Here is a 23937-nt window from a genome sequence, read left to right on the forward strand (position 1 = left end):
ATAAAAACCATCAGGATTTGTTTCAAAGAATTACAGAAAAAACAGGAATTAAAATGAAGGGATTGGTTGCTGTACAAAGAAAACTCTTGGAACTGATGTATATTTTATTTAAAAATAAAACTTTTTATCAGATAGATTTTGAAGAAAGTAGGGTAAAAATCAAAGACGTTCACCCTACGCAAGCTAACTCAAGGTCGCTTTTATAAATATAAATGTATAAAAAATATTTGGAAGTTAACACAGAATCTAAAGCCGGATGATTTTGTTCTTTTGGTTTAAGTGGGCTAAAGCCCACTTCTATTGATGGAAATGATAAGCGTAATTCTCTAAAGTCTGCGTAAACAGCTTGCCATTAGATAAAGCATCATTAGGACTCCTTCGGAGTGACAAACGTTATGGATAAAATTTCTCTTAAAAACTATTCTTCAATGGTTCTGAAAGTCAGGTTTACTCTTGGAGTTTTCACTTTTGTAGTGGGTGGAAGCCTGTGAAGCCAGTTGTCTTGGGTAGTTCCTTTCATAATTAATAAACTTCCGTTTTCGAGGAATATCTCAACTTTTTCTTTGGTTACTTTATGTTTAAATAAAAATTTTCTTTCGGCTCCGAAGGTCAGAGAAGCAATGGCTCCATGTTTTTTCAGATCTGTCTCGCCATCGCTATGGTAGGCCATTCCTTCACTTCCGTCGTGGTACAAATTAAGCAGACAGGAATTGTAGGTTTCTCCCGACGCTTCTTCACATTTTTTCTTCAGTTCCAGTAATTCGGGAGTCCAGAATTTTGCATATTTTGTCCTTTTTGAATAAGTGTATTCAAATGCTTTTTCTCCAAACCAGGCCACTTTTCTTTTGGTTAAAATCAGTTTTCCAAAGATTACCGCCTCATCATTTTCCCACGGAATCTGATTAAGCAGATATTCATAGTAAAAATCTGATTGTTCTTTGGAGAAAACTTTTCCGTAGTAGTGAACGGTTCCATCGTGTGGAAGGATATTCAGTGGATAATCTGATATTTCTTCGAAAAGACTCATCATCGTTTTAATTTTTTTTAATTAAACACTAATTACACTAATATTTTTCACAAATAACACGAATTTTTATATCAATAGGAATGGACTTTAGTCCGTTTTATTAATATGGCCCTTTATAAAATCTTTTGTGGTAAAAATACGCTACGAGTACACCTGTGATCCTTCCCAGCCTACTATCAGCTGTTTCCTGTCACTTCCCCAGCGATAACCACCGAGATGTCCTGTAGACTGAATCACGCGGTGGCATGGGATAAGAAATGCAACCGGATTACTTCCCACAGCTGTTCCCACAGCTCTGGAGGCTTTAGGATTTCCTATTTTTTCGGCTAAGGTGCCATAAGTAGACAGTTTACCCATCGGAATGGTCAGCAGACTTTCCCATACTTTCAACTGAAAATCGGTTCCTTTTAAGTGTAATTTTATCGTGTTGAGTTTTGTCCAGTCTTTATCAAATATGGACAGTGCGTTCTTTTGAAGGGCATCCTGTTTTTCAATAAAAGAAGCATTGGGGAATTTTTGTTTCAGTTCCCCGAATGCTTTTTCTTTATCGTCTTCAAAAGCCATATAGCAGATTCCTTTTTCTGTAGAAGCTGCCAATAGAGTTCCGAAAGGACTTTCGGAAAAACTATAATGAATACTAAGGCTTTTTCCTCCGTTTTTATATTCTGCCGGAGACATTCCTTCTATTTTCACAAACAGGTCATGAAGCCTGCTGGTACTTGAAAGACCTGTCTCATAGGCGGTATCAAACAAGCTTGCTTTTTCTTCCTTCAATAAATTTTTAGCATGTTCAAGACTGATGAACTGTAAAAATTTTTTCGGACTTGTTCCCGCCCAATCCGTAAAGATCTTCTGAAAATGAGCCGGGCTCAGGTGAATATTCTCTGCCACTTCCTCCAAACTTGGCTGAAGCCTGAAATTGCTCCGGATATATTCTATCGCCTTGGCAATTCTGTTATAATCTATCTGACTTTGTGTGGACATCATATTATTGTTTTTACCTCACAAATATCCAAAGAATATACGGCAGAAAAAATCCGATTCTTGCGGAATATTAGTTGTTGTTATAAATATCGTAGTAAGCAAGCATTTTGTAATATAACTTTGCAGATAGGAAAGCCGTTGGCTTAGCCATTGGTGAATCCATTAATTCTACAATGTCAAATGCTACAACGTTACATTTTTCAAATACTTTTCTTAATAATTCCAACGTTGGATACCATTGTAATCCACCCGGCTCAGGAGTTCCTGTAGATGGGGCAATAGAAGGATCAAAAGCATCTAAATCAATCGTGATATACACATTTCCCGATACTTTTTCCAATACATCGTTGATCCAGTTTTCGTTGTTGGCAATTTCGTGAGCAAAGAATACTCTTCCTTCAGGTAAATACTGCGCTTCTTCAATATCCATAGAACGGATTCCCACCTGTACCAGATTATGCTTTTGATTGGCTTCAAAAACAGCACAAGCGTGGTTGGAAGTAGAACCGTGAAACTCTGGACGTAAGTCTGTATGAGCGTCTAATTGAAGTACTGTTAAATTTTCAAATTTTTCTCCTACTGCACGGATAGAACCGATAGAAACAGAGTGCTCTCCACCGAAAAGAGTAAATAATTTACCGTCATTGTTCAAAAGCTCTTTTGTTTTCTGATAAACGGCTTCCGTCATTGCTTCCGGACTGGAGTTTTCAGAAACTTCTCCTGCCAAGTAAACTCCCTGAAGGTATGGTTCTGTCTGCGTTTCAATATCATAAAGCTCCATGTTTTCAGAAGCGTTTAAGAATAATTCCGGACCTTTATCAGCTCCTTTCCCCCATGTTGAAGTTCCGTCATAAGGAACAGTTACCAACATTACTTTCGAATTCTCTAACGTTGCGTTTTCCTCGGGAATTCCTGCGTATGTTCTCATGCTTTATTTAAAAATTTTAATGTTTTAAAATTGAAATATTGACCACAAAGATACAAAGAGTTTATGAGTTGGAGAGTAAGAGTGTAGGAGAGTTTATGAGGATCAGAATTTACCACTCGCAGTCTATTACCTGCTACCTAAAACCTATCATCTATCATCTATCATCTATCATCTATTATCTGTTACCTCTTCCCTTTCCACTCTCAACTCAAATAACTATTTTTGTATAAAACTCATTATATGCCTTTAAAAGCTGTACTTTTCGATATGGATGGTGTTATTGTAGATACGGAACCATTACATAGAAAAGCTTATTTCAAAACTTTTGACGAACTGAAAATCGTAGTTTCCGAGAAGCTGTACACTTCTTTTACTGGTGCTTCCACCAAAAGAGTCTCTGAAACATTGATTAATGAATTTAATTTAGATCAGACTTATGAAGCCATTGCTGGAATCAAAAGATCTCATTTCAAGGATTATTTTTACAATGATGATGAGTTTGATTTAATTCCGGGAGTAAGAAAACTGATCGAGCATTATCATGAAAACGGACTCAAACTGATTCTGGCATCTTCTGCTACAATGGTAACCATCAATATGGTTTTTGAAAAATTCGGACTGGAGCAATATTTCAGCGGAAAGATCAGCGGTGCCGATTTAAAAGAATCAAAACCTCATCCTGAAGTTTTTTTACTGGCCGCAGAAATGGCTGGAGAACCTGTTGAAAACTGTATGGTAATTGAGGATTCTACCAACGGAATTCTGGCAGCCCACAGAGCAAAAATTTTCTGTGCCGCATACAGAAGTCCTCATTCTAAAAATCAGGATTACACGTTGGCAGACACTGTGGTTTCTGATTATGAAGATCTGGAACTGGATAAAATTTCAAAATATTTTTAAATAAAAAAGCTCTCAGAAAAACTGAGAGCTTTTGTTTTCTATAAGTTTTGGCTAAAGCCAATTGATTTTTCTATTGAGTGTAAACGGGCTAAAGCCCATTCCTATTGATCATCAAATTATTTATAGCCAAGAAGTTTCAATACATCTTCCGGCTCCTGTTTCTCACGGAAAATCTCATATTGCAATTCGCCGTTTTCATCTTTCTGAATCAGGACGTGTCTCGGCTGAGGCATCAGACAGTGGTGTACTCCGCCATATCCTCCGATTGTTTCCTGGTAAGCTCCGGTATGGAAGAATCCGATATACAAAGGTTTTGTATCACTGAAAACAGGTAAATAAATGGCATTGGTATGCTGTTCAGAGTTATAATAGTCATCTGAGTCACAAGTCAGTCCTCCCAAGAATACTCTTTCATACGTATCTTCCCAACGGTTAAGCGGAAGCATGATAAAGTGTCTTGAAATGGCCCATGTATCAGGAAGAGTGGTCATGAAAGAAGAATCAATCATATTCCATTTTTCTCTGTCGTTCTGACGTTTCTGAGAAATGATTTTATAAAGGTTGGCCCCACTTTCTCCTACGGTAAAGCTTCCGAACTCAGTATAGATATTAGGTTCTTCTACTCCTTCCTCTTCACAGAATTTTTTGATCTGAGAAACGATTTCTTCCACCATATACTGATAATCATAATCAAAATTCAAAGAAGTTTTGATTGGGAAACCACCACCGATGTTCAGTGAATCCACTTCCGGAGCGATTTTTTTCAGACGTGCATATACACGAAGACATTTATACAATTCATTCCAGTAATATGCTGTATCCTTAATCCCTGTATTGATAAAGAAATGAAGCATTTTCAGTCTTGCGTTCGGATGTTCCGCGATCTTCTGGCTGTAATAAGGAATAATATCTTTATATCCGATTCCTAATCTTGAGGTATAAAATTCGAACTTCGGTTCTTCCTCTGATGCAATTCTGATTCCGATATCAAAAGTGGAATCAATACTTTCAGTAAGCTTATCCAGCTCTCTGTAATTATCAAGAATCGGGGTAATATTTTCAAATCCGCTATTGATCATATCTGAAATCTTTGCCAGATAATCATCGGTTTTAAAACCATTACAGATCACTTCGATATTCTTATCTACCTTACCCTTCTCATAAAGAGATTTTACGATATCCATATCATAAGCTGAAGATGTTTCTATTGAAATATCATTCTTCAGAGCTTCTTCCAATACAAAATTAAAATGACTGGATTTTGTACAGTAGCAGTAGGTATAATTCTTTTTATATTCGGTTTTCTCAAAAGCTTCTTTAAACCAGCCTTTCGCTTTCTGAATATTTTGAGAAATTCTCGGCAGGTAGCTAATCTTTAGCGGGGTGCCAAATTGTTCAACAACATCCATTAACGGAATATCGTGAAACAACAAATTGTTCTCAGAAACATTAAATTCCTCCGTAGGAAAATATAATGTCTGATCAATAAGTTCCGAGTACTTTATTTTCATTTCTAAACAAGTGAATTAAGAAATGCAAAATTGCTAAAAAAGTTTCATTTTTAGGTGTTAAAATTATTATAATTTTAAATTAACACCCGATATTGAATCTCAGAAAAATTTATCTCTGATAATCAATACGTAAACTTCTGAATATATTCTTTTCTTTTGGCATCTGAAATCCCTAATACCTGCTGAATATAGACATCTGTAGAGCCATACTTTTTATTGATCTCCTCAAATGCCGCATCAAGGTATCTTTTTTCTACCCAGCTGAGTTTTTCCAGCACCTGCAAATCCATCTTCGGATAGAGGAAATGTAAAGTATGGGCAAGGCGTAATCTTTTTTGAACAAGATTTTTTCTGTAGTTATTGGATAAAAGATATTCATTATAAACAGTCTCTTTATCAAACTTCAGAATGGTAAGAATTAATGCGGTGGTAATTCCGGTTCTGTCTTTTCCTGCAGTACAATGGTAAAGGATAGGATCTTCGGATTCCAGTATTTCCGTAATAATCCTTTTTATCATTTCCGGATCTTCGGTAACATACTCACGGTAGAAATCGATCATTCTTTTATCAGCATCGGAAGCATTTACTTTACCTTTAAGAACAAGTTTTTTGGCCTGAGCCAGCTGGTCTCCTTCATCTTCAAATGCTGAGAAGTTTTTGTAAACATTTTCCGAAGGCAGCTGATCGGGCTTTTGAACAATTTCCCTGGAGTTTCTGAGATCAATAATTTCTTTGATTCCCAACTTTTCAAAATCGTCGAAAGATTTCTTTTTAAGCTTATGAAGATGGGCACTCCGGTAAAATTTCCCTTCTTTTAAAGTTCTTCCATCTGTATTTTTGATATTTCCTACCGTACGGAAATTGGTTACTTTCCTGATCGGGATCACTTTTTCAGTTTCATTTTTACCATATTCAGGTGTTTCAAAATGCTGTGTTTTACATGAGAAAATACAGCATAATGAAATGGTGAAAACTGATATTCTGATTAGTTTATTCAATGGTTTTTAATAAGTTTTGGCTGAAGCCAATGGATTCCTGTATTTTATTAAATGGGCTTCCTTCGTCTAAGCTCAGGATTATTGCCCGTTTCTATTGATATAAAAATTAGTGCCACTTGTGAAAAACATTGGTGTAATTTGTGTTTAATGGCAGTCTTTTTTTAAAATGGGTAAGGCCCGTTTCTATTGATATATAATGAGATCCTTTAGTAGATTGTAGGATATTCTATCTCTTTATTTCCTGCAAAAAACAACACATCTCCTGATTCATACTCTATAGAAACCTCATCTTCAACGGCAAAATTCCGGGTTCCTATTCTTGAAGTAATGCTAAGGCTTTCATTAGTCAAAGGCCAATTGAGACCTTTTGTCGTGATATTATTCACTGATGGAAACGGATAAAGAGAAATCATCCTGTTTTTCGCTCCTTTCAATGTAAAATGATTGGAAATAAAATAATATTCTGAAAACTCATCATAAAATTTAATATTCATCAAGTCTTTGAATGCAAAAGCAACGGTAAGATTCCCAAGAAAATGATCCTGTTCACCACCGCTTCCTCCAAAAACATCGACCTCTGAAAAACCTTTATCCTGAATAATTTCCAGCGCTTTATGAAAATCTGTTTTTTCCTGATCTAATGTAAGGATGAATTTTTCCTCATACATATCTTCATCTGATCCGGAGTGCGAATCAAAATCGCCGGATATAAAAGCCAGCTTATCCAAAGGAAATCCCATTCTTTTTAAATAATGAAAGGCACCGTCTGTGCAGGCAATCAATTCATAATTTGCAGGGCTGGGTAATGATTTTGGAGCATCTCCGTTGATGAAAAGTAATGTTTTATCTTTCATTCGGGTTCCAGTATTCTTCCGGTTCGTTGTTCAGTTTTGAAATATATCTGGCCAATACAAAAAGATAATCTGAAAGCCTGTTTAAATATTTAATCAGTTCGGGACGTACTTCCTCAGATTCGTTCAGGAATACCAATGAACGCTCTGCTCTTCTGCATATTGTTCGGGCTGCGTGTAAAAAGGTTGCCGGTTTACCTCCTCCAGGCAGAATAAAATACTGAAGCGGTTCCAGTTTTTCGTCAAAAGCATCCATCCATTGTTCCAGTTCTTCAATTTCTGTTTCTGAAATAATGATCGGAAGACGGGATTTTCCATTGGCAAGCATCAGCTTATCCACAGGTGTTGCCGCTTCTGAACCTACGGTGAATAAATCAAACTGTATTTTCTTCAGCTGTCTCAGCACTTCTTCATCTTCGATATGGCTTTTTGCAATTCCGATGAATGAATTCAGCTCATCTATATTTCCATAACTGTCTACTCTTGCACTGGCTTTGGAAACTCTTGTTCCGCCGTACAATGCAGTCTGACCTTTATCTCCTGTCTTTGTATAAATTTTCATAGTACTAAAATACCTTTTTTTATACAATGTAAAAAGTAAAATGTAGTAATAACTTCCTGTTCTATCTTAAAAAATAAAACTGACATTAGAAATTAATGTCAGTTAGTATTTGCGTAGATGGCTTTTATATCTTTAGGAATTACTTTCCTTGCTAATTCTTCATTTATACATTAAAAAGTGTAATTAACATTAAGCTGAAAAGTGGTTCCGTTAAATCCAAACTGGTTGACCTCCCACGGATATTTGAATCTTCCTCCAAGATCTGTCACTACATCTCCTTTGCTGTCTATGACGTCCGGGTAAACATTAAATAAATTATTTACAACTCCGGAAACTTTAAGGTCATTCGTAATTTTATAGGTTAAAACTATATCTGTAACCACCTTACCGGAAAATGTCTGATCTTTGGCAGGATCAGTGGCATGCTGCCATGTAACAGAACCAAAGTAAGTATTATTAAGGTTAAAATTAAACTTTGTAATGTCATAAGACAGACTAAGGATTGTTTTTGTTTTTGGCCTTGCAGAAGTAATTCTGGATTGTTCCTTTCTGTCAAAAAAGTTTTCTGAATAGCCATTTTGCGCCAAAATAGACGGAACAGCAATATTATCGACTATTTTAGTTTCGTTATAATTGAAGGCAGCAATAACGCCTAATCTTCCTTTTCCAATAGCAGAAGTATAATAGTTCGCAACGAAATCTACTCCCTGAGTAACTGTATTGACAGCATTGGTGAAAAACTTCAGGGAAGTTATTTTATTATTGTTTAATATGACTTCCACAGGGTTTGACAGATCCGGACTTCCCGGAGCACCTGTTTTGTATCCAATATCTCCTGAAAAAAGTACACGGTCTTCAATTTTTATTCTGTAATAATCTGCTGTAATAGTAAGGTTTTTAAAAGGTTTTACGGCCAATCCCCCGGTAATGTTAAAGGCTTTTTCAGCATTTAATTTTGGAACCCCAAGGTCAGATCTTACAATTGGAGAGTCATTATTAAAGGTCCCCTGATTAGCTACCGTATTCCCTGTAATTTTGGTCTGAACATTGGAATAATATATCTGGTGCAAGGAAGGTGCACGGAATCCTGTAGAAACAGATCCACGGAAAACCAATTTATCATCCAGCAATTTATATCTTGCATTTCCTTTCCAGGAAACATTATTTCCGAAATCACTGAAGTTTTCATATCTCACCGTTCCTCCAACTAATAAGTTTTTTGTAACATCCCATTCCGCATTGAAATAGGCTCCGATATTCTGACGGTTTTTATTGACTTCATTTTGAGGCTGCAGTCCCGGAAAGGATTCTGCGCCACTTCCCATATAAGAAGCTTCTTCTCCTGCCCTTGCCTTATAGTTTTCATTGCGCACCTCAACTCCGGCTCCTAAAACAAGCGCACCAAAATCCCGGCTGACATCTATGTTTCCTATAATATTACTGAACTGATGACCACCTGCCTTAAAACTTGTTGGTGACTTTGCACCCAAAGATGTATTAATGGTATTTCCTACTACATAATCTACTGCATTAGAGCCAAAGGTGGCACTCCCGTCAAAACTCCATTTTCCAAACATTCCTTTCCATCCGGAGGTTAAATTATAATCATAAACATCTGTTTTAAATTCCGGCTGAAATCCATTGTAAACCTGCCCTTTTGGAGTTAATAAACCAAAATCTGACGGTACCCAATAGGGTGTTCTATACAAAGCGAAACTGGTCCCATTTCTATAAGTTGTACCCCCAAAAGCATAAAATTTACCCGTCTCACCTGTTGGCAATTCAAAATTTACAAACATATTGCCCACTTTGGTCTCCGGTTGCCCGATGATCATTCCTAAACCGGGATTGGCCTGCGTCCAGGCATTATCTACACCAAAAAGTTCATCTTTTGTAACAGAACCTGCGCGGTTCGTTTTATTTTGGGAAGAAAATCCTAAGGTAATATTCAGGCTTCCTGTTTTTGCAACCCTGATTCCTGTATTAAAATCTGCACCGATATTAAAACCGTCTCCTTTTGAAGTAATTCCGGAAAAGAGATTCACTGTGCTTTTCCCAACACCATTCTTAAGGATAATATTGATCACTCCTGCAATAGCATCAGATCCGTATTGTGCAGATGCTCCATCCCTCAGGACCTCTACGTTTTGTAAGGCTGCTGAAGGAATACTTTTCAGGTCTGTACCTACTTCACCTTTTCCCGGTGTATCATTTACGTAAATGAGAGCACTTTGATTTTTTCTTTTATTATTAACCAAAACTAGTGTTCTGGAAGGTCCCAAACCCCTTAAATCTGCCGGATCAAAATGGGCCGTGGCATCAGAAACAGTTTGTTGTGATGAATTAAAAGAGGGAACAGCATAGGTTAAAGCTTTGTCAAAAGTAACCTGTCCTGTAGATTTTAGCTGCGCTGCTGAAATATTGTCTATAGGAATTGCTGAGGTAATGATGGTTCTGGGCTTAGTTCTCCCCGTGGTCACCACCACTTCGTCTATTTTATTTTGTTTTATGCTGTCCTGAGCATATCCCATAACACCAGCTCCGCTTAATACTAAGACATAGATTTTTCTATTCAATAAATTTTCCTTCATGTCGATTGTTAATTATTCAATAAAACTAGTAAAAAAATTAACATTAAACATGAAAATAAAAAATATAATATCAATTCTATTTCATATTTGCGAAAACTATGCCATTTAACAAAAACAGGAATTAATACTCGAGACGTAAAGTGAATTATTAATAACATGAAAAAATATAAATCAACAACATCATATTTGTATAAAAAAATTAATTAGTTGACATCACAAATAAACATGATTTTATTCGTTCTGAAAGGTAATTTTCAATGAGTTAAGATGGGTTCGCTTTGGCTCGCAATGACTGGAAAATGAATGGAAATAAAAAAATGGCCGGGAGAAACCGGCCATATCCAAATTATTTATTTACCTCTACGTATTGTATGATGGTCTGATTTTTTGGGTTGTAGATAATGGTACTACTGTTCGGAAATCTTTTCAGCTTATAATACTGAATATTTTTATCGGATTTAATATCTTCGAGAATACTGGTGTCAAATGTATTATCAGGAAGAAATTTTGATAAAAAGCTTATTTTGTCAATAATGTTCTGGCCATCAATCTTTCTGGTAGTTTTATCAGATTTATTTTCATCAGACGTTGGCTGACTTTCCAAAAATGGCAGCAACACTGCAATGTCGGCTTTATATTTAAAGATATATCCTTCTGGTCTTCCCGGAATTTTAATTTTCTTTCCTTTTTCTTCAGAAACAATGGAAGCCCCTGTACCAGGGAAAACGGTATTAAACTTTACGTCTTCGGCGTTGGTTAAAGAATTTATAGATTCATTGACTGTTTTCTTTACTGTTTCTTCTACAGCCTGCTGTGTTTTTTGTTGTACTGCTTCGGTTGTTTTCTGGACAGTCTGGTCAATTTTTTCCTCAATCTTATTGCATGATACTAATAAAAAACCAGTAATAACAGGCAAAATATACTTCTTCATAATTCTAATAATAGCGTTTTTTTTATTAATATCCTCTTTTCTAACGTAAAAACGGGCCAGGATATTTTAGCAAAGAAAAAAATATTTTTTCAATATGAAAAATCCTGCTGACAAACTGTTGTCATAACCCTCTCTTACCTTTGTATCAACAACAAACAAAAAAACAAAACATTATGACAACTACAGCAACAGCCACTAAACAATTCATGACTACAGATCAGTTATTAAAAGACTGGCAGGGACACAGAAATCTTACAAGAAGAGTGATTGAAGCTTTTCCTGAAAAAGAATTATTTGAATTTTCCGTTGGAGGAATGAGACCTTTTGCCAAACTTGCCACAGAGATGATCAGCATTGCAGGTCCTGCTTTGAAAGGAATCATTGAAGGAAATATGGAAGGTTATAATGAAGAAGGCTTCAATCCTTCAACTAAAGAAGAGTTATTAAAAAAGTGGGATGAAGAAACAGAAGTGATCAACCACTATTTCAATCAAATTTCTGAAGAACGTTTCCAGGAAGTATTCAACCTGTTCGGACAATATGAATTCCCGGTGTATGAAAATATCCTGTATTTTATTGATAACGAAATCCACCACCGTGGGCAGGGATATGTTTATTTAAGAGCTTTAGAGATTGAACCACCTTTCTTCTGGGAGAGATTTTAATACAATGGGAAGGTAAGATTGCAGAAAGGATAAACAAAACTTATATCTTTTTTTGCGACACATCAAATTTTCTTATTTGCAATTCTGCCTTTTCCTTAAACCATTTCATTTATTGCCTCAATTAAGTCTTTAAACCTCAACAGTCTTGTTGGGGTTTTATTATTGATGTCTTTCAACCATTTTTACAAGCAGTTCATTCAAACGGATGCGAAGACTTTCCGGTTCCAGAACTGTAGCATAATCTGCAAAAGTAATGAGCCAGCGGGGAAATCCATCACTGATCCATTCTGTTTCAAAGGTGAGTTCCATCCCCTGCTCGGTTTCCACTTCTTCTATCAGTCCGTAATATTTTTTAGAATTTACCAGGTGATTCATGATTTTTTTATCAACCAGCAGCCTAGCTTTAACCTTATTTCCGTTTGATTTTTTACGGTAATCATTCACTTGTCCGTATTCCTGTAAAAAAGGATTCTGTGTTTTTGAGATTTCCAGAATTCGGTCGATACGAAACTGTCTAAAATCTTTTCTCAAGGTACAGTAGGCCATGATATACCAGAAATTAAATTCGAAAAACATCCCGACTGTTTCAATCGTTCTGTTGTTTACTCTTTCATCTACGGTTTTATACCTGATATTGAGCTGGGTTTTCTCCGCAATGCTTTCGAGAATGATAGGAATTACGTTTTTAAGAGAATCTCCGGAATCTGTATGAAAACTGAAAACATCAATCTGCTTCTCGATATTTTTAATCAGATTTTTATCAGAATATTTCAGTACCGAACGCACTTTTTCCATAGCTGCCTGATAGTGATTTCCCAGGCTTTGGTGGGAAAATTTCTGCATCAGTTTTTCAGCAGTAATGAAACTTAACACTTCTTCTTTGGTAAACATAATCGGAGGAAGCTTATAGCCTTCCATTAAAGAATAGCCGTTTCCCGCTTCTCCAACAATAGGAATACCCGCATTTTCCAGGGTTTTTACATCACGGTAAATGGTTCTGATGCTTACATCGAATTTTTCAGCCAGATCCTGTGCGCGTACAACAGGTTTCGACTGCAACTGGGTAAGGATAGCCGTTACCCTATCGAGCTTTTTTAAATAGTGATCGTTCATGATGGAGCAAAGCTAAAATTCTTTTTTGAGGTATGACTTATAAATGAGATAGCTTTTTGACTTTAATTTTCTTTAAAAGTATTCACCAGTTTATCAAGATTAAGACTGCGTGCAGAGGCATCAAAAATCTCACGGTATGTTCCTTCTTTGTTATAAAGCTCATCATGAGTTCCATTTTCCACCACTCTACCTTTTTTCATCACATAAATCGTATCTGAATCCAGAATCTGTGAAAGAGAATGGGAAATGATGATCACCGTTCGTCCTTCTTTAATAGCATCCAGAGAATTTTTGATCTGTTCTGTAGCAATGGCATCCAGGCTGGCTGTAGGTTCATCCAGAAAAATAATCGGTGGATTTTTAAGGAACAGTCTGGCAATGGCAATTCTCTGCTGCTGTCCTCCTGAAAGCTGGGTGGCATCATGCTGATATTTTTCAGGAAGATCCATGATCTGATCGTGCAGATAAGCTTTTTTTGCAGCCTCCTGAATTTTTTCAAAACCGGCATTCATATCTCCGTAGCGGATATTATCTTCTATGCTTCCCTGAAAGATATGATTTTTCTGAAGTACCAGCCCCAGATCACTTCTCAGGAAAGTATTTTCATATTCATTAAGGTTGACTCCATCCAAAAGAATCTCCCCGGAATCAGGAAGGTAAAATTTGCATAAAAGATTGATGACTGTTGATTTTCCAGCTCCGCTCAATCCTACCAAAGCAGTCGTTTTTCCGTTTTCAATTTTCATGGAAACATTGTGTAAAGCTTTCGTACCGTTAGGGTAAGTAAAATCAACATTTTTCAATTCAAAAGTTCCTTTGATTTCTTTTTCTACAAAAGTACCGTTTGATTCTGTCTCATTATCTGCATTTAAAATATCGAAATATCCTTCGGCATAGATCATGGCATCGTTCATATCATCATAAATCCTGTGAAGCTGCCGGATCGGTGCCGAAACATTGTTGAAAAGCATAATATGAAGCATAATTGCTCCAATGGTCATTTGCTGGTCAAGCACAAGATAAACGGTTAAAAGAATGATCAAAACAACACCGAACTGCTCAATAAAAGTTTTTAAACCATCATAAATAAAATTGGTTCTTCTTGTGATCATCTGGCTTTCCATCAGCTCCATCTGAAGGTCATATTGTTTTTTCCCTTCAAATTTTTCCCGGACAAAACTTTTAATGACCATAATAGAATTGATCAGGTTCAAAAGTCCAGAGGTCTTTTTTTCTCTCTGATTCCTAAGCTGACGCCTCACTCCGCCCAGTTTTTTGGCCTGCAGGGAGCTGATGTAGAAATAGATCGGTACAATAATCGTAGAAACCAGTCCCACATACACATTCTGCATATACATAATGATGAGGGCAATAATGGCATTGGAAAAAAGAGGCAGGATATCAATAAAAAAGTTCTGAACCAATCTGGTAAGACTTTCTATTCCGCGGTCTATTCTGATCTGTAATTTTCCGGATTCATGGTTTTCATCATTAAAATAAGCAACTCTATAGGTTAAAATCTTATCAATGGCTGATTGTGCCAGCACTGAGCTCACATTGATCCTTATTTTTTCGCCATAAAATTTCTGTCCGAAGTTGATAAAGATGTTCAACAATTCTTTCCCCAGTAAAATAATGGAAATAATAATGAGAATATGAATTCCCTCCGACATCGGATGCGGAAGATGCGTAAGTTTAGTGACTTCATCCACCGTGTATTTCAAAACAATCGGGTTCACCTGTGCTGCCAGAGCTCCCAGAAAAGTAAGAAACAAGGTTCCGTAAATCATAGGTCTGTAAGGTCTGATGAACGGGACAAGCTGTTTATAGATTCCGAATAAGGTGACAGTTCTGTTAAAAGGTTTAGCCATAGAAATCATTTTAAATGAAAAACGTACCGCTTTCAAAAGAAAAAGGTACGAATTATTATTAACTGGTCATCTAGGATTTATTTAAAAATCTTTCAATGTACCATCGTCATTAATGTATTTGAATTGGTAGTTTGGATCAATTATCTTCCCTCCCATTTGTACAAAAGGCCCCCACATTCCTAACCAATCTTCAAAATCATTTTCAACAGATGTATCCCAGCGGATTACGGTTGAACTTTTATGGAACTGTACATCCACTATAATACCATATTCATTATCCAAATAAACTTTGGTTCCTACTTGAAAATCTTCATATCTATAAAGATCATCCATTTATCCTTCAAATACATAAGTTGTAAGATAATGCAGCTCTTTTCTGCTGGCTTCTTTAGACTCTGCTTCTGCCTGTTCTAAAGAATAGTGGGAATTGATTTCCTTCTTCTGTAAAACAAATGAATTGTTAGCGTTCTTATCCACTACATCATTGAAAATATGTTCAATTTCAGAGTTCGCTAAGGTTGCAAAGCTGACTTCTTCAAAGCCATGTAACAATCTAAGATCATCAAACTGACTGAAATTTTCATTCACAAATCCCTGCAGCTGTGATTTTGAATCAAAATTACCAGCCCAGATATTGTAAGCGTATTTCTTCTTTTTAGGTTTATCTAAAATACTTTGATACACGAAGTTTTCACCCAGATAGGCTTCTCTTACCTGTGGATCATTGGCAAGATCTTCCGGAAGTCCTTCTTTAAGGATCTTTCCTTCAAACATAATATAGGTTTTATTGGTAATCGCCAGGGTTTGCTGTACGTTGTGGTCGGTAATCAGAATTCCGATATTTTTATCAACAAGACTTCTTACGATTTTCTGAATATCTTCTACGGCAATCGGGTCTACCCCTGCAAAAGGCTCATCCAGAAGAATGAAGTTCGGGCTTGTGGCAAGACAGCGTGCAATCTCGGTTCTACGTCTTTCTCCCCCGGAAAGAAGATCTCCTCTGTTTTTACGAACATGCTGTAAAGAAAACTCTTCAATCAGTTCATCACATTTGATCTGCTGTTCACGTTTTGAAAGCTTGGTCAGCTGTAATACGCCCATGATATTTTCCTCTACAGATAGTTTTCTGAAAACCGAGGCTTCCTGAGCAAGATACCCGATTCCCTTCTGGGCTCTTCGGTACATAGCATCGGTAGTAATCTCCTGCTTGTCTAAGAAAATTTTTCCTGAAGTAGGCTTAACCAACCCTACAATCATATAAAACGATGTGGTTTTTCCTGCCCCGTTCGGACCCAGCAAACCAACAATTTCTCCCTGTTGAACCTGTACAGAAACGCCTTTTACAACTTTTTTAGGACCGTATTCCTTGATTAAGTTTTCTCCTCGTAAAATCATAGGGCAAATATATCAAAAATATAAACTTCACTTATAGGTTAATATCAACTTGTTTACGTTAAACGCAAACTTATTCATTTACAACCTATTGTAACTTTTCACTACTTTAATCTACTTATCGTAAAACATCAATCAATTATAAATAGTAAGAAATGGAAAATTACGGTTATACAAAAACAGAAAATGTGCAAAACCAGCAAAGCAATGTTCCCTACCGTTCAGAAAAGAAAATCCCTGCTGCTATATTGGGAATTCTTGTGGGATGGCTGGCTTTAAATAAATTTTATCTTGGATATACGAAGGAGGGAATTATTCAGCTTGTCCTGAATGTTGTTACATTAGGAGCTGCCTCTGTTATTCCTTTTATCGAAGGTATTTTATATCTTTTTATGAGCGATAAACAATTCGATGATACGTATGTGTATGGGAAAAAAGGATGGTTGTAAAATTATTATTACTTCGTTAGAAATAAAAAGAGACTACCGATTGAGTAGTCTCTTTTTTATCTGAATGAACTTAATCATTATTTATGTAAAAGAATAGCTGCTTCTTTTGCAAAATAAGTAAAAATCATATCTGCACCAGCTCTCTTGAAACAGGTCAAGCTTTCAATGATCGTTTTGTCATTATCCAGCCAGCCGTTTTGAGCCGCTGCTTTTACCATGGCATATTCTCCGCTTACATTGTATACTGCAATCGGAAGATCGATGGCTTCACGTACTTTGGAAACAATATCGAGGTAAGGAAGTCCCGGTTTAATCATGATTACATCGGCTCCTTCATCTATATCTTTAAATACTTCATTCAAGGCTTCGCGTGAGTTGTGGAAATCCATCTGATATGTTTTTTTATCTTTCGGAATTTCCATATCATCTTTCGGAGCACTGTCTAAAGCACTTCTGAAAGGGCCATAGAAAGAACTTGCATATTTGGCAGCATAACTTACAATTCCTACATCTGTAAATCCGCTTTCTTCCAAAGCTTCACGAATGACCATTACTCTGCCATCCATCATATCACTTGGTGCTACAAGATCGGCTCCTGCTTCTGCATGAGATACCGACATTCTTGCCAGTGCATCATTGGTAGCATCATTTACAACTTTTCCGTTTTCAATAATTCCATCGTGTCCGTAGATTGAATAAGGATCTAAGGCTACATCGGGCATCACAATCATTCCCGGAACGGCATCTTTAATGGCTTTGATCGTATTCTGCATCAATCCGTCTTTGTTCCAGGCTTCTTTTCCTGTATTGTCTTTCAGATGTTCTGACACTTTCATGTACAAATTGACAGCTTTTACCCCCAAAGAAAATAATTCCTTACATTCCTTCACTGTTAAATCTATACTCCGCCTGAAAATTCCCGGCATAGACGGGATTGCCTCCTGCTTGTTTTCGCCCTCCATTACGAAGATCGGCATTACAAAATCATCAGTTGTAAGCACATTTTCTCTTACCAGACTTCTGATAGATTCATTAACTCTAAGTCTTCTATTTCTTGAATGTATCATTTTGGAATACTTTTTGAATAAGTTTCTACAAATTTAATATAAGTTCTGCAAAAAACTATTGTACGAAATTGCAGAATGTATTACATTTGTTATATATATTCGAGAAATTATAAATTTGATGAAAAAACTTTTACTTTTATTTCTATTTGTAGGCACTTTTGTTGGTTTTTCCAACAATTTCAAAGCTCAGCTTAGAGAGCCGGGTTCCACCACTCAAAAGGCGGATGACGGCGTACTGCTTGCCTATCCAAATCCTGCAAAGGATTTCCTTATTATTAAGGCAAAAGATTCTTCTTTAAGAATCAAAAGCGTGACTTTTTATTCAATTTTGGGTATGCAGGTCGCTAATTATACGGTGAATATGAATTCCGGAGAGATTAATATTGAAAAATTAAAGCCCGGAAAATATATGATCCGATATATTTTAAGTGACAACACACAGAAAGTTACTCAAATCGTGAAACAATAAATTAAAATCCTGATAATCATCAGGATTTTTTCTTTTTACATTAATTCTGTTTTAATATTTCCGTAACTTTCGGGACTTTTTCATACTAATAGTAAAAAGAAACGATTTAATGCTAAAAGCTGAACATATTAAAAAGACCTATAATGCCGGAAAAAAGGTCGCCCTGGATGATTTCAGCATCCATGTCCCGAAAGGCAGTATTTATGGCCTTTTAGGTCCTAACGGAGCCGGAAAGACTTCTTTTATCCGTATCATTAACCAAATTACTCAGGCAGATTCCGGAGAAATCCATATCAATGGCCAAAAGCTTAATCCAGGTCATATTAAAGATATTGGCTATATGCCTGAAGAAAGAGGACTGTACAAAAACATGACGGTTGGTGACCAGATTCTCTATTTCGGGGAACTGAAAGGCATGAAAAAAAGTGATGCCTTGAATGAAGCCAAAAAATGGTTTGAAAAGCTGAACATCGACCAATGGTGGAAGAAAAAGCTTTCTGAACTTTCTAAAGGAATGGCTCAAAAAATCCAGTTTGTAGTTACTGTTCTTCACAGGCCTCATCTTTTAATTCTTGATGAGCCGTTTTCAGGTTTTGATCCGGTGAATGCCAACTTAATTAAAGATCAGATCATTGACCTTAAAAATAACGGAACGACCATCATTCTTTCTACCCACAGAATGGAAAGTGTGGAGGAAATGTGTGATTATGTTGCGTTGATCAACAATTCAAAGAAGATTATTGACGGAAGGGTTTTTGACGTAAGGGAAAAATTCAAGAAAAATATTTTTGGGATTACGCTTTCTGAAGTAAGCAATGATCAGTTTGAAAATTTCAGAAACAAATATGAGATCTTCAATTTATCCAATGAAAATAATCTTGTTTCTTTTGACCTGAAAAATGAGCAGAGCCAGAATAATGTTCTTCTTGATCTTGTACAGGTAGGTAAAGTGAGATCATTCGACGAAAGAATACCAAGTATGAATGAAGTGTTTATTAATGCTGTAAGTAACCATTCTTAATTTTATGAATAATATTTTTTTAATTACCAAGAGAGAGTTTCTTACCCAGGTTAAGAAAAAATCCTTTATCATATTGACTCTGCTTGCCCCTGTCCTGATTATTGCTTTCGGAGCAGTGGTAGGGCTAATGTTTAAGGCGAATGAATCGCATAGTATCATAGAAGTGGTTGATAAGAGCGGCTTGTTTACCAATCAGCTTCAATCAAATGATAAATTAAGCTATGTTTTTGTTTCTGCAGCGGATGAAAAGTCCAAGATTAACAATCTAAAAGGGAATGAATCTCTCGATGGCATCCTGATTCTTCCACAGCTGAAAAACCAGAATTTTGATGAGCTTGAAAAGGAAACCAGACTGATTATCAACAGTAAAATCGGGTTTGACACAAAACAGAGAATTGTATCTGATATCAGTAATGTTGTCCGAAAAGAAAAGATCAAGCAGCTGGGTATTCAGGAAACTCAATTAAACGATCTTGATAAAAACTTCAGCTTAAAAACCATCAACGTTACGGATAATAACAAAGAGGACTCGGATCTTGTTTTCGGGGTGAAATCCGGATTGAGTATGGTACTGATGTATGTTACTTTTATGTTCATCATTATTTACGGGGTAAGGGTGATGAGAAGTGTACTTGAAGAAAAAAACAACCGTGTTGTAGAGATCATTATTTCTTCTGTAAAACCTTTTGAACTGATGATGGGTAAAATTCTGGGAGTAACCATGGTTGCACTGACCCAGTTTCTGATCTGGATTACCATGTCTGTTATTGGTGCATTGGTACTCAATACAGGGTTCTCTCCTCTTCAGAAGAATATTCCGGGGGGAAATGAGGAGATGGCAAGTAAACTGGATATGGGACAGCTTGCTACCCAGATTTCTCACAGCCTGCTGGAGTTGAACTTCCCGCTCATCATTTTTGTATTCATCGTATTTTTCCTTTTAGGATATATCTTCTATAGTTCTATTTATGCAGCCATTGGGTCTGCAGTGGATAACGAAACAGAAACCCAGCAGTTTACTTTATTTGCTATTTTACCGCTGACATTAGGTATGTATGGAAGCTTTACATTGATGAACAATCCGGAAGGTCCTTTAGGCTTCTGGTTATCCATCATCCCGTTTACTTCACCGGTTGCTATGATTGCGAGAATTCCGTTTGGAGTTCCTGCATGGCAGATTGCATTGTCTATTACATTATTGCTGGTAACCACTATTTTCATGATCTTCCTTGCCGGCAAAATCTATCGTGTAGGAATTTTAATGTATGGAAATAAAGCTACATTAAAAGAGCTTTGGAAGTGGATTAAAGGGTAATGGCTAAATAACGGAAAAGCTGAAAACGCTGATTGATTTGCCAACTGATATAAAATAAAAATCCCGGAAACTGCGTTTCCGGGATTTTTTATATTCTGAAATATTCTATTTGAATATATAGCTTAAAGTAAGTGCAATTACCTGTTCTGATTTTTTCTTATCAGTACCTTTGGTTTCTTTAGCAAGACCAGGATAAGTATCGCTTAGGCCTAAGTCATATTTTACCGCTACTTCAAGTTGTCTTTTGTAGCTATATCCTACGCCCAGACCAAGTCCCCAGTTAAAACTGTTCGCCTTACCGTTTACGCCTGCCGGCTGGTTAGGATCAGTAACATCGGGATCATAATAAGGTCTGCTTACAGGAGCGTCTTTAACGTTCTGGCTCAGCAAGAAGTTAAATCTAGGTCCTATCAATCCAAAGAATTCTGATTCTGCTTCAGAAAAATATCCTTTGAAATAAAGAGGCACACTCAGGTAGTTATTAGCATATAATGCGTCATAACCACTTACCCCTTTAGCATCTTTATCTTTTCCTGTTTCTCCTGCACCATAATACAGAACTTCAGGTTGAATAAAGAATTGGTTTGCCTTTCCTACGGGAATCAATGCCAAAGCTCCAGCCTGGAAAGTGTATCTTGGGCCTGAAGGATTATGGGCGTTAGATACTCTGGAGTAGTTTAAACCTCCTGTCACTCCAAATCTTGTACTTTTCCACTGCACTTGAGCAAATGATAAAGCAGAAAGCATTAAAGCTGAGGCTAATAAAAGTTTTTTCATATGCTGGGTTTTATATTATCCTAGAATCTTAGCTACAGTAGCACCAATATCAGCAGGAGAATCAACAACGTTGATACCGTTTTCTCTCATGATTTCCATTTTTGCCTGAGCTGTATCTTCAGCACCACCTACGATAGCACCTGCGTGTCCCATTGTTCTTCCTTTTGGAGCAGTCTGTCCGGCGATGAAACCTACAACTGGCTTAGTAGATCCGCTTGCTTTGTACCATCTTGCAGCTTCAGCTTCAAGACCTCCACCGATTTCACCGATCATTACAACAGCTTCAGTTTCAGGATCGTTGATGAATAGCTCTAATGCTTCTCTTGTCGTTGTTCCGATGATTGGGTCACCACCGATACCGATTGCAGTAGAGATACCGTAGCCTGCTCTTACTACCTGGTCAGCAGCTTCATAAGTAAGCGTTCCTGATTTTGAAACGATACCTACTTTTCCTTTTTTGAAAACGAAACCTGGCATAATACCAATTTTAGCTTCTTCAGAAGTAATGATTCCAGGGCAGTTTGGTCCGATTAATCTGCAGTCTCTGTCAGCGATATAAGATTTTACTTTTACCATATCAGCTACAGGAATACCTTCAGTAATACATACAATTACTTTGATCCCTGCTTCAGCAGCTTCCATGATAGCGTCTGCTGCGAATGCCGGTGGTACGAAAATGATACTTACGTTTGCTCCTGCTTTTTCAACAGCGTCAGCTACTGTATTAAATACCGGCTTTCCCAGGTGCTCGCTACCTCCTTTTCCCGGAGTAACACCACCTACTACGTTTGTTCCGTATTCAATCATCTGACCAGCGTGGAAAGTTCCTTCGTTCCCTGTAAATCCTTGTACAATTACTTTAGAATCTTTGTTTACTAAAATTGACATTTTATTGTTGTTTTAATTTATTTATTATTTTATTAATGCTCACAAATTTACTCAAATTTCTTTGATTTTGGATAAAACCTTTGGAATTGTTTATTTGAGATTTCTCAGTTTTACTTCTTTTTTCAGATAAGTTTTAAAATCTTCTGCAAACATCCCGATATAGGTTCCTTTTTCAAGATCTCTGTTGACGCCGGTTTTTCCCAAAAGTACAGATCCCGACTCAATTTTGTTTCCGGAAGCGATTCCTACCTGTCCCCATAATGTCACTTCATCACCGATGATACAGCATCCTGCAATTCCAACCTGAGAAGCAATCAGACATTTTTTTCCGATAATGGTATCATGTCCGATCTGAATCTGGTTATCCAAAACGGAGCCTTCCCCAATGATGGTAGAGTCTGTAACTCCTCTGTCAATGGTACAGCCGTTTCCAATCTCCACATTGTTTTCAATAACAACATTTCCAACAGAAATCAGACGGTCAAAATTTCCGTTTAATTTTCTGTAATAAAATGCATCACCTCCTAAAACGGTGTTGGACTGAATAATTACGTTATCTCCGATTTCCGTACGGTCACCAATGACAACATTAGGAAAGATTAAGGTATTTTTCCCGATTTTCACGTTGTTCCCGATTACTGCCGAAGAATGGATTTTTGTTCCCTCTCCTATTTCAACATCGTGTAATTCTTCCGTGAAATTATAGATTCTGGTAAAATGGGTATTGATTTTATTAAAGTCTCTGAAAGGATCATCAGAAACCAAAAGCGCTTTGCCTTCCGGGCAATCTACTTCTTTATCAATTAAAATAATAGTAGCTGCAGAGTTTAATGCTTTGTCGTAATATTTAGGGTGATTCACAAAAACAATATCACCTGGTTTTACCATGTGAATTTCATTGGTGCCCAATACTTCGAAATCTTCAGGGCCTACAAATGCAGAGCCTATTAAATCTGCAATGGTTTTAAGCTTTTGCGGAGAATGGAATCTCATAACAATAGATTTTCTTATAAAACAAAATTCGGAGTGCTGATGCAAACCGAATTTATGTAAATTTTATTTATTCTTTTACTCTTTCTAAGTAGCTGCCGTCTTCAGTGCTTACTTTAATTCTGTCTCCCGGTTCAATGAACAAAGGAACCATTACTCTTGCTCCTGTTTCAACGATTGCGTTTTTAAGAGCATTGGTTGCTGTATTTCCTTTTACACCCGGATCAGCTTCGATAACATCAAGGTATACGGATTGTGGAAGTTCAGCAGAAAGTGGAGTTTCATCAGCTTCTTTCAAAATGATAGTCACTTCTTCACCCGCTTTCATAAACTGAGAGTTCTCAATCATTTCTTTGTTGATGTATAACTGAGAGAAATCATCATTGTTCATGAAGTGGAATCCGTTCTCATCATCATACAGATACTGGAATTTTCTGGTGATTACTTTTACTTCATCAATTTTGTGTCCTGCAGAGAAAGTATTATCAATTACTTTACCGTTCGTCACTGACTTTAATTTTGTTCTTACGAAAGCAGGTCCTTTTCCCGGTTTTACGTGAAGGAACTCGATTACTTTATAAATATCATTGCTATATTCGATGCATAGCCCTTTTCTGATATCGTTACTTGTTGCCAT

At 36.7% G+C, this 23937-nt stretch carries 23 protein-coding genes and 2 pseudogenes; 7 read left to right on the plus strand and 18 right to left on the minus strand.

Going from position 1 to position 23937, the window contains the following annotated elements; genetic code table 11:
- A pseudogene (locus JNG87_RS00005) lies at window positions 1–206 on the plus strand (IS110 family transposase); the annotation flags it as partial.
- Between the two features lie 212 nt (window positions 207–418).
- On the opposite strand, the gene JNG87_RS00010 reads toward JNG87_RS00005, so the two are convergent.
- The 3 genes from JNG87_RS00010 to speB form a co-directional block, all read right to left on the minus strand.
- Window positions 419–1027 (minus strand): alpha-ketoglutarate-dependent dioxygenase AlkB family protein, encoded by a 609-nt coding sequence (locus JNG87_RS00010; protein WP_202844134.1) that lies wholly within the window; start codon window positions 1025–1027, stop codon window positions 419–421.
- Between the two features lie 141 nt (window positions 1028–1168).
- Entirely contained in the window at window positions 1169–2011 is an 843-nt protein-coding gene (locus JNG87_RS00015; RefSeq protein ID WP_202844135.1) for a bifunctional helix-turn-helix domain-containing protein/methylated-DNA--[protein]-cysteine S-methyltransferase, read from the minus strand.
- A 70-nt stretch (window positions 2012–2081) separates the two neighbouring features.
- Window positions 2082–2939, minus strand: a complete 858-nt coding sequence (gene speB, locus JNG87_RS00020) for an agmatinase (RefSeq protein ID WP_062674087.1) — start codon at window positions 2937–2939, stop codon at window positions 2082–2084.
- Between the two features lie 240 nt (window positions 2940–3179).
- Here speB and JNG87_RS00025 point away from each other — a divergent pair, with 240 nt between their 5' ends.
- Window positions 3180–3839, plus strand: a complete 660-nt coding sequence (locus JNG87_RS00025) for an HAD family hydrolase (protein ID WP_202840973.1) — start codon at window positions 3180–3182, stop codon at window positions 3837–3839.
- A gap of 116 nt (window positions 3840–3955) precedes the next feature.
- Here JNG87_RS00025 and JNG87_RS00030 read toward each other — a convergent pair whose 3' ends face one another.
- From JNG87_RS00030 to JNG87_RS00055, 6 genes are all read right to left on the minus strand, one after another.
- Complete coding sequence (locus JNG87_RS00030; RefSeq protein ID WP_002977177.1) at window positions 3956–5350, minus strand: decarboxylase; 1395 nt, start codon at window positions 5348–5350, stop codon at window positions 3956–3958.
- A 122-nt stretch (window positions 5351–5472) separates the two neighbouring features.
- A complete protein-coding gene (locus JNG87_RS00035; RefSeq protein ID WP_202840976.1) occupies window positions 5473–6348 on the minus strand; it encodes a tyrosine-protein phosphatase in 876 nt (291 codons plus the stop codon).
- Between the two features lie 206 nt (window positions 6349–6554).
- Complete coding sequence (locus JNG87_RS00040) at window positions 6555–7202, minus strand: thiamine diphosphokinase (RefSeq protein ID WP_202840978.1); 648 nt, start codon at window positions 7200–7202, stop codon at window positions 6555–6557.
- A complete protein-coding gene (locus tag JNG87_RS00045) occupies window positions 7192–7761 on the minus strand; it encodes a cob(I)yrinic acid a,c-diamide adenosyltransferase (RefSeq protein ID WP_041461407.1) in 570 nt (189 codons plus the stop codon). Before JNG87_RS00045 ends, JNG87_RS00040 begins: the two co-directional genes overlap by 11 nt.
- Window positions 7762–7931: 170 nt before the next feature.
- A complete protein-coding gene (locus JNG87_RS00050) occupies window positions 7932–10352 on the minus strand; it encodes a TonB-dependent receptor plug domain-containing protein (protein WP_202840979.1) in 2421 nt (806 codons plus the stop codon).
- A 346-nt stretch (window positions 10353–10698) separates the two neighbouring features.
- Window positions 10699–11283: a hypothetical protein gene (locus tag JNG87_RS00055; RefSeq protein WP_202840980.1), complete on the minus strand. Its 585-nt coding sequence runs from the start codon at window positions 11281–11283 to the stop codon at window positions 10699–10701.
- Between the two features lie 173 nt (window positions 11284–11456).
- Here JNG87_RS00055 and JNG87_RS00060 point away from each other — a divergent pair, with 173 nt between their 5' ends.
- Window positions 11457–11948 (plus strand): DinB family protein, encoded by a 492-nt coding sequence (locus tag JNG87_RS00060; protein WP_202840981.1) that lies wholly within the window; start codon window positions 11457–11459, stop codon window positions 11946–11948.
- Window positions 11949–12107: 159 nt separating this feature from the next.
- Here JNG87_RS00060 and JNG87_RS00065 read toward each other — a convergent pair whose 3' ends face one another.
- The 4 genes and pseudogenes from JNG87_RS00065 to lptB form a co-directional block, all read right to left on the minus strand.
- Complete coding sequence (locus tag JNG87_RS00065) at window positions 12108–13061, minus strand: helix-turn-helix transcriptional regulator (RefSeq protein ID WP_202840982.1); 954 nt, start codon at window positions 13059–13061, stop codon at window positions 12108–12110.
- A gap of 62 nt (window positions 13062–13123) precedes the next feature.
- A complete protein-coding gene (locus JNG87_RS00070; RefSeq protein ID WP_202844136.1) occupies window positions 13124–14851 on the minus strand; it encodes an ABC transporter ATP-binding protein in 1728 nt (575 codons plus the stop codon).
- 162 nt (window positions 14852–15013) lie between these two features.
- On the minus strand, window positions 15014–15214 hold the full coding sequence (locus tag JNG87_RS00075) for a hypothetical protein (RefSeq protein WP_202840983.1): 201 nt from the start codon (window positions 15212–15214) through the stop codon (window positions 15014–15016).
- 387 nt (window positions 15215–15601) lie between these two features.
- Window positions 15602–16327 (minus strand): annotated as a pseudogene (gene lptB, locus JNG87_RS00080) (LPS export ABC transporter ATP-binding protein); the annotation flags it as partial.
- A 152-nt stretch (window positions 16328–16479) separates the two neighbouring features.
- Here lptB and JNG87_RS00085 point away from each other — a divergent pair.
- A complete protein-coding gene (locus JNG87_RS00085; protein WP_110009997.1) occupies window positions 16480–16773 on the plus strand; it encodes a TM2 domain-containing protein in 294 nt (97 codons plus the stop codon).
- Between the two features lie 77 nt (window positions 16774–16850).
- On the opposite strand, the gene hemB is transcribed toward JNG87_RS00085, so the two are convergent.
- Window positions 16851–17840, minus strand: coding sequence for a porphobilinogen synthase (gene hemB / locus JNG87_RS00090; RefSeq protein WP_202840985.1), 990 nt, complete (start codon window positions 17838–17840; stop codon window positions 16851–16853).
- A 118-nt stretch (window positions 17841–17958) separates the two neighbouring features.
- Between hemB and JNG87_RS00095 the strand changes: the two genes are divergently transcribed.
- The 3 genes from JNG87_RS00095 (at window position 17959) to JNG87_RS00105 (ending at window position 20645) form a co-directional block, all read left to right on the plus strand.
- Entirely contained in the window at window positions 17959–18309 is a 351-nt protein-coding gene (locus JNG87_RS00095; protein ID WP_110009998.1) for a T9SS type A sorting domain-containing protein, read from the plus strand.
- A 109-nt stretch (window positions 18310–18418) separates the two neighbouring features.
- Complete coding sequence (locus tag JNG87_RS00100; RefSeq protein ID WP_202840987.1) at window positions 18419–19330, plus strand: ABC transporter ATP-binding protein; 912 nt, start codon at window positions 18419–18421, stop codon at window positions 19328–19330.
- A gap of 4 nt (window positions 19331–19334) precedes the next feature.
- The gene (locus JNG87_RS00105; protein WP_202840989.1) at window positions 19335–20645 is read left to right on the plus strand and encodes an ABC transporter permease; all 1311 of its coding nucleotides are present in this window, start codon (window positions 19335–19337) and stop codon (window positions 20643–20645) included.
- A 105-nt stretch (window positions 20646–20750) separates the two neighbouring features.
- Here the strand turns inward: JNG87_RS00105 and JNG87_RS00110 are convergent, their stop codons facing one another.
- The 4 genes from JNG87_RS00110 to efp all read right to left on the minus strand — a co-directional run bounded on the left by JNG87_RS00110 (window position 20751) and on the right by efp (window position 23937).
- A complete protein-coding gene (locus JNG87_RS00110) occupies window positions 20751–21422 on the minus strand; it encodes a porin family protein (RefSeq protein WP_202840991.1) in 672 nt (223 codons plus the stop codon).
- A 15-nt stretch (window positions 21423–21437) separates the two neighbouring features.
- A complete protein-coding gene (gene sucD, locus JNG87_RS00115) occupies window positions 21438–22310 on the minus strand; it encodes a succinate--CoA ligase subunit alpha (protein WP_002977143.1) in 873 nt (290 codons plus the stop codon).
- Window positions 22311–22400: 90 nt separating this feature from the next.
- A complete protein-coding gene (locus JNG87_RS00120; protein ID WP_202840993.1) occupies window positions 22401–23303 on the minus strand; it encodes an LpxD N-terminal domain-containing protein in 903 nt (300 codons plus the stop codon).
- A gap of 67 nt (window positions 23304–23370) precedes the next feature.
- The gene (gene efp / locus JNG87_RS00125; RefSeq protein WP_002977139.1) at window positions 23371–23937 is read right to left on the minus strand and encodes an elongation factor P; all 567 of its coding nucleotides are present in this window, start codon (window positions 23935–23937) and stop codon (window positions 23371–23373) included.

This window comes from Chryseobacterium cucumeris (assembly GCF_016775705.1).
Classification (GTDB): domain Bacteria; phylum Bacteroidota; class Bacteroidia; order Flavobacteriales; family Weeksellaceae; genus Chryseobacterium; species Chryseobacterium cupriresistens.

Bases quoted from the DNA above. Each gene is read 5' to 3' on its own strand.
- JNG87_RS00055 (WP_202840980.1), bottom strand. From the start codon at position 11,283: ATGAAGAAGTATATTTTGCCTGTTATTACTGGTTTTTTATTAGTATCA.
- JNG87_RS00050 (WP_202840979.1), bottom strand. From the start codon at position 10,352: ATGAAGGAAAATTTATTGAATAGAAAAATCTATGTCTTAGTATTAAGC.
- JNG87_RS00110 (WP_202840991.1), bottom strand. From the start codon at position 21,422: ATGAAAAAACTTTTATTAGCCTCAGCTTTAATGCTTTCTGCTTTATCA.
- JNG87_RS00100 (WP_202840987.1), top strand. From the start codon at position 18,419: ATGCTAAAAGCTGAACATATTAAAAAGACCTATAATGCCGGAAAAAAG.
- hemB (WP_202840985.1), bottom strand. From the start codon at position 17,840: ATGATACATTCAAGAAATAGAAGACTTAGAGTTAATGAATCTATCAGA.
- JNG87_RS00105 (WP_202840989.1), top strand. From the start codon at position 19,335: ATGAATAATATTTTTTTAATTACCAAGAGAGAGTTTCTTACCCAGGTT.
- JNG87_RS00060 (WP_202840981.1), top strand. From the start codon at position 11,457: ATGACAACTACAGCAACAGCCACTAAACAATTCATGACTACAGATCAG.
- JNG87_RS00095 (WP_110009998.1), top strand. From the start codon at position 17,959: ATGAAAAAACTTTTACTTTTATTTCTATTTGTAGGCACTTTTGTTGGT.
- efp (WP_002977139.1), bottom strand. From the start codon at position 23,937: ATGGCAACAAGTAACGATATCAGAAAAGGGCTATGCATCGAATATAGC.
- speB (WP_062674087.1), bottom strand. From the start codon at position 2,939: ATGAGAACATACGCAGGAATTCCCGAGGAAAACGCAACGTTAGAGAAT.
- JNG87_RS00070 (WP_202844136.1), bottom strand. From the start codon at position 14,851: ATGATTTACGGAACCTTGTTTCTTACTTTTCTGGGAGCTCTGGCAGCA.
- JNG87_RS00010 (WP_202844134.1), bottom strand. From the start codon at position 1,027: ATGAGTCTTTTCGAAGAAATATCAGATTATCCACTGAATATCCTTCCA.
- JNG87_RS00030 (WP_002977177.1), bottom strand. From the start codon at position 5,350: ATGAAAATAAAGTACTCGGAACTTATTGATCAGACATTATATTTTCCT.
- sucD (WP_002977143.1), bottom strand. From the start codon at position 22,310: ATGTCAATTTTAGTAAACAAAGATTCTAAAGTAATTGTACAAGGATTT.
- JNG87_RS00085 (WP_110009997.1), top strand. From the start codon at position 16,480: ATGGAAAATTACGGTTATACAAAAACAGAAAATGTGCAAAACCAGCAA.
- JNG87_RS00025 (WP_202840973.1), top strand. From the start codon at position 3,180: ATGCCTTTAAAAGCTGTACTTTTCGATATGGATGGTGTTATTGTAGAT.
- JNG87_RS00045 (WP_041461407.1), bottom strand. From the start codon at position 7,761: ATGAAAATTTATACAAAGACAGGAGATAAAGGTCAGACTGCATTGTAC.
- JNG87_RS00065 (WP_202840982.1), bottom strand. From the start codon at position 13,061: ATGAACGATCACTATTTAAAAAAGCTCGATAGGGTAACGGCTATCCTT.
- JNG87_RS00015 (WP_202844135.1), bottom strand. From the start codon at position 2,011: ATGTCCACACAAAGTCAGATAGATTATAACAGAATTGCCAAGGCGATA.
- JNG87_RS00040 (WP_202840978.1), bottom strand. From the start codon at position 7,202: ATGAAAGATAAAACATTACTTTTCATCAACGGAGATGCTCCAAAATCA.
- JNG87_RS00120 (WP_202840993.1), bottom strand. From the start codon at position 23,303: ATGAGATTCCATTCTCCGCAAAAGCTTAAAACCATTGCAGATTTAATA.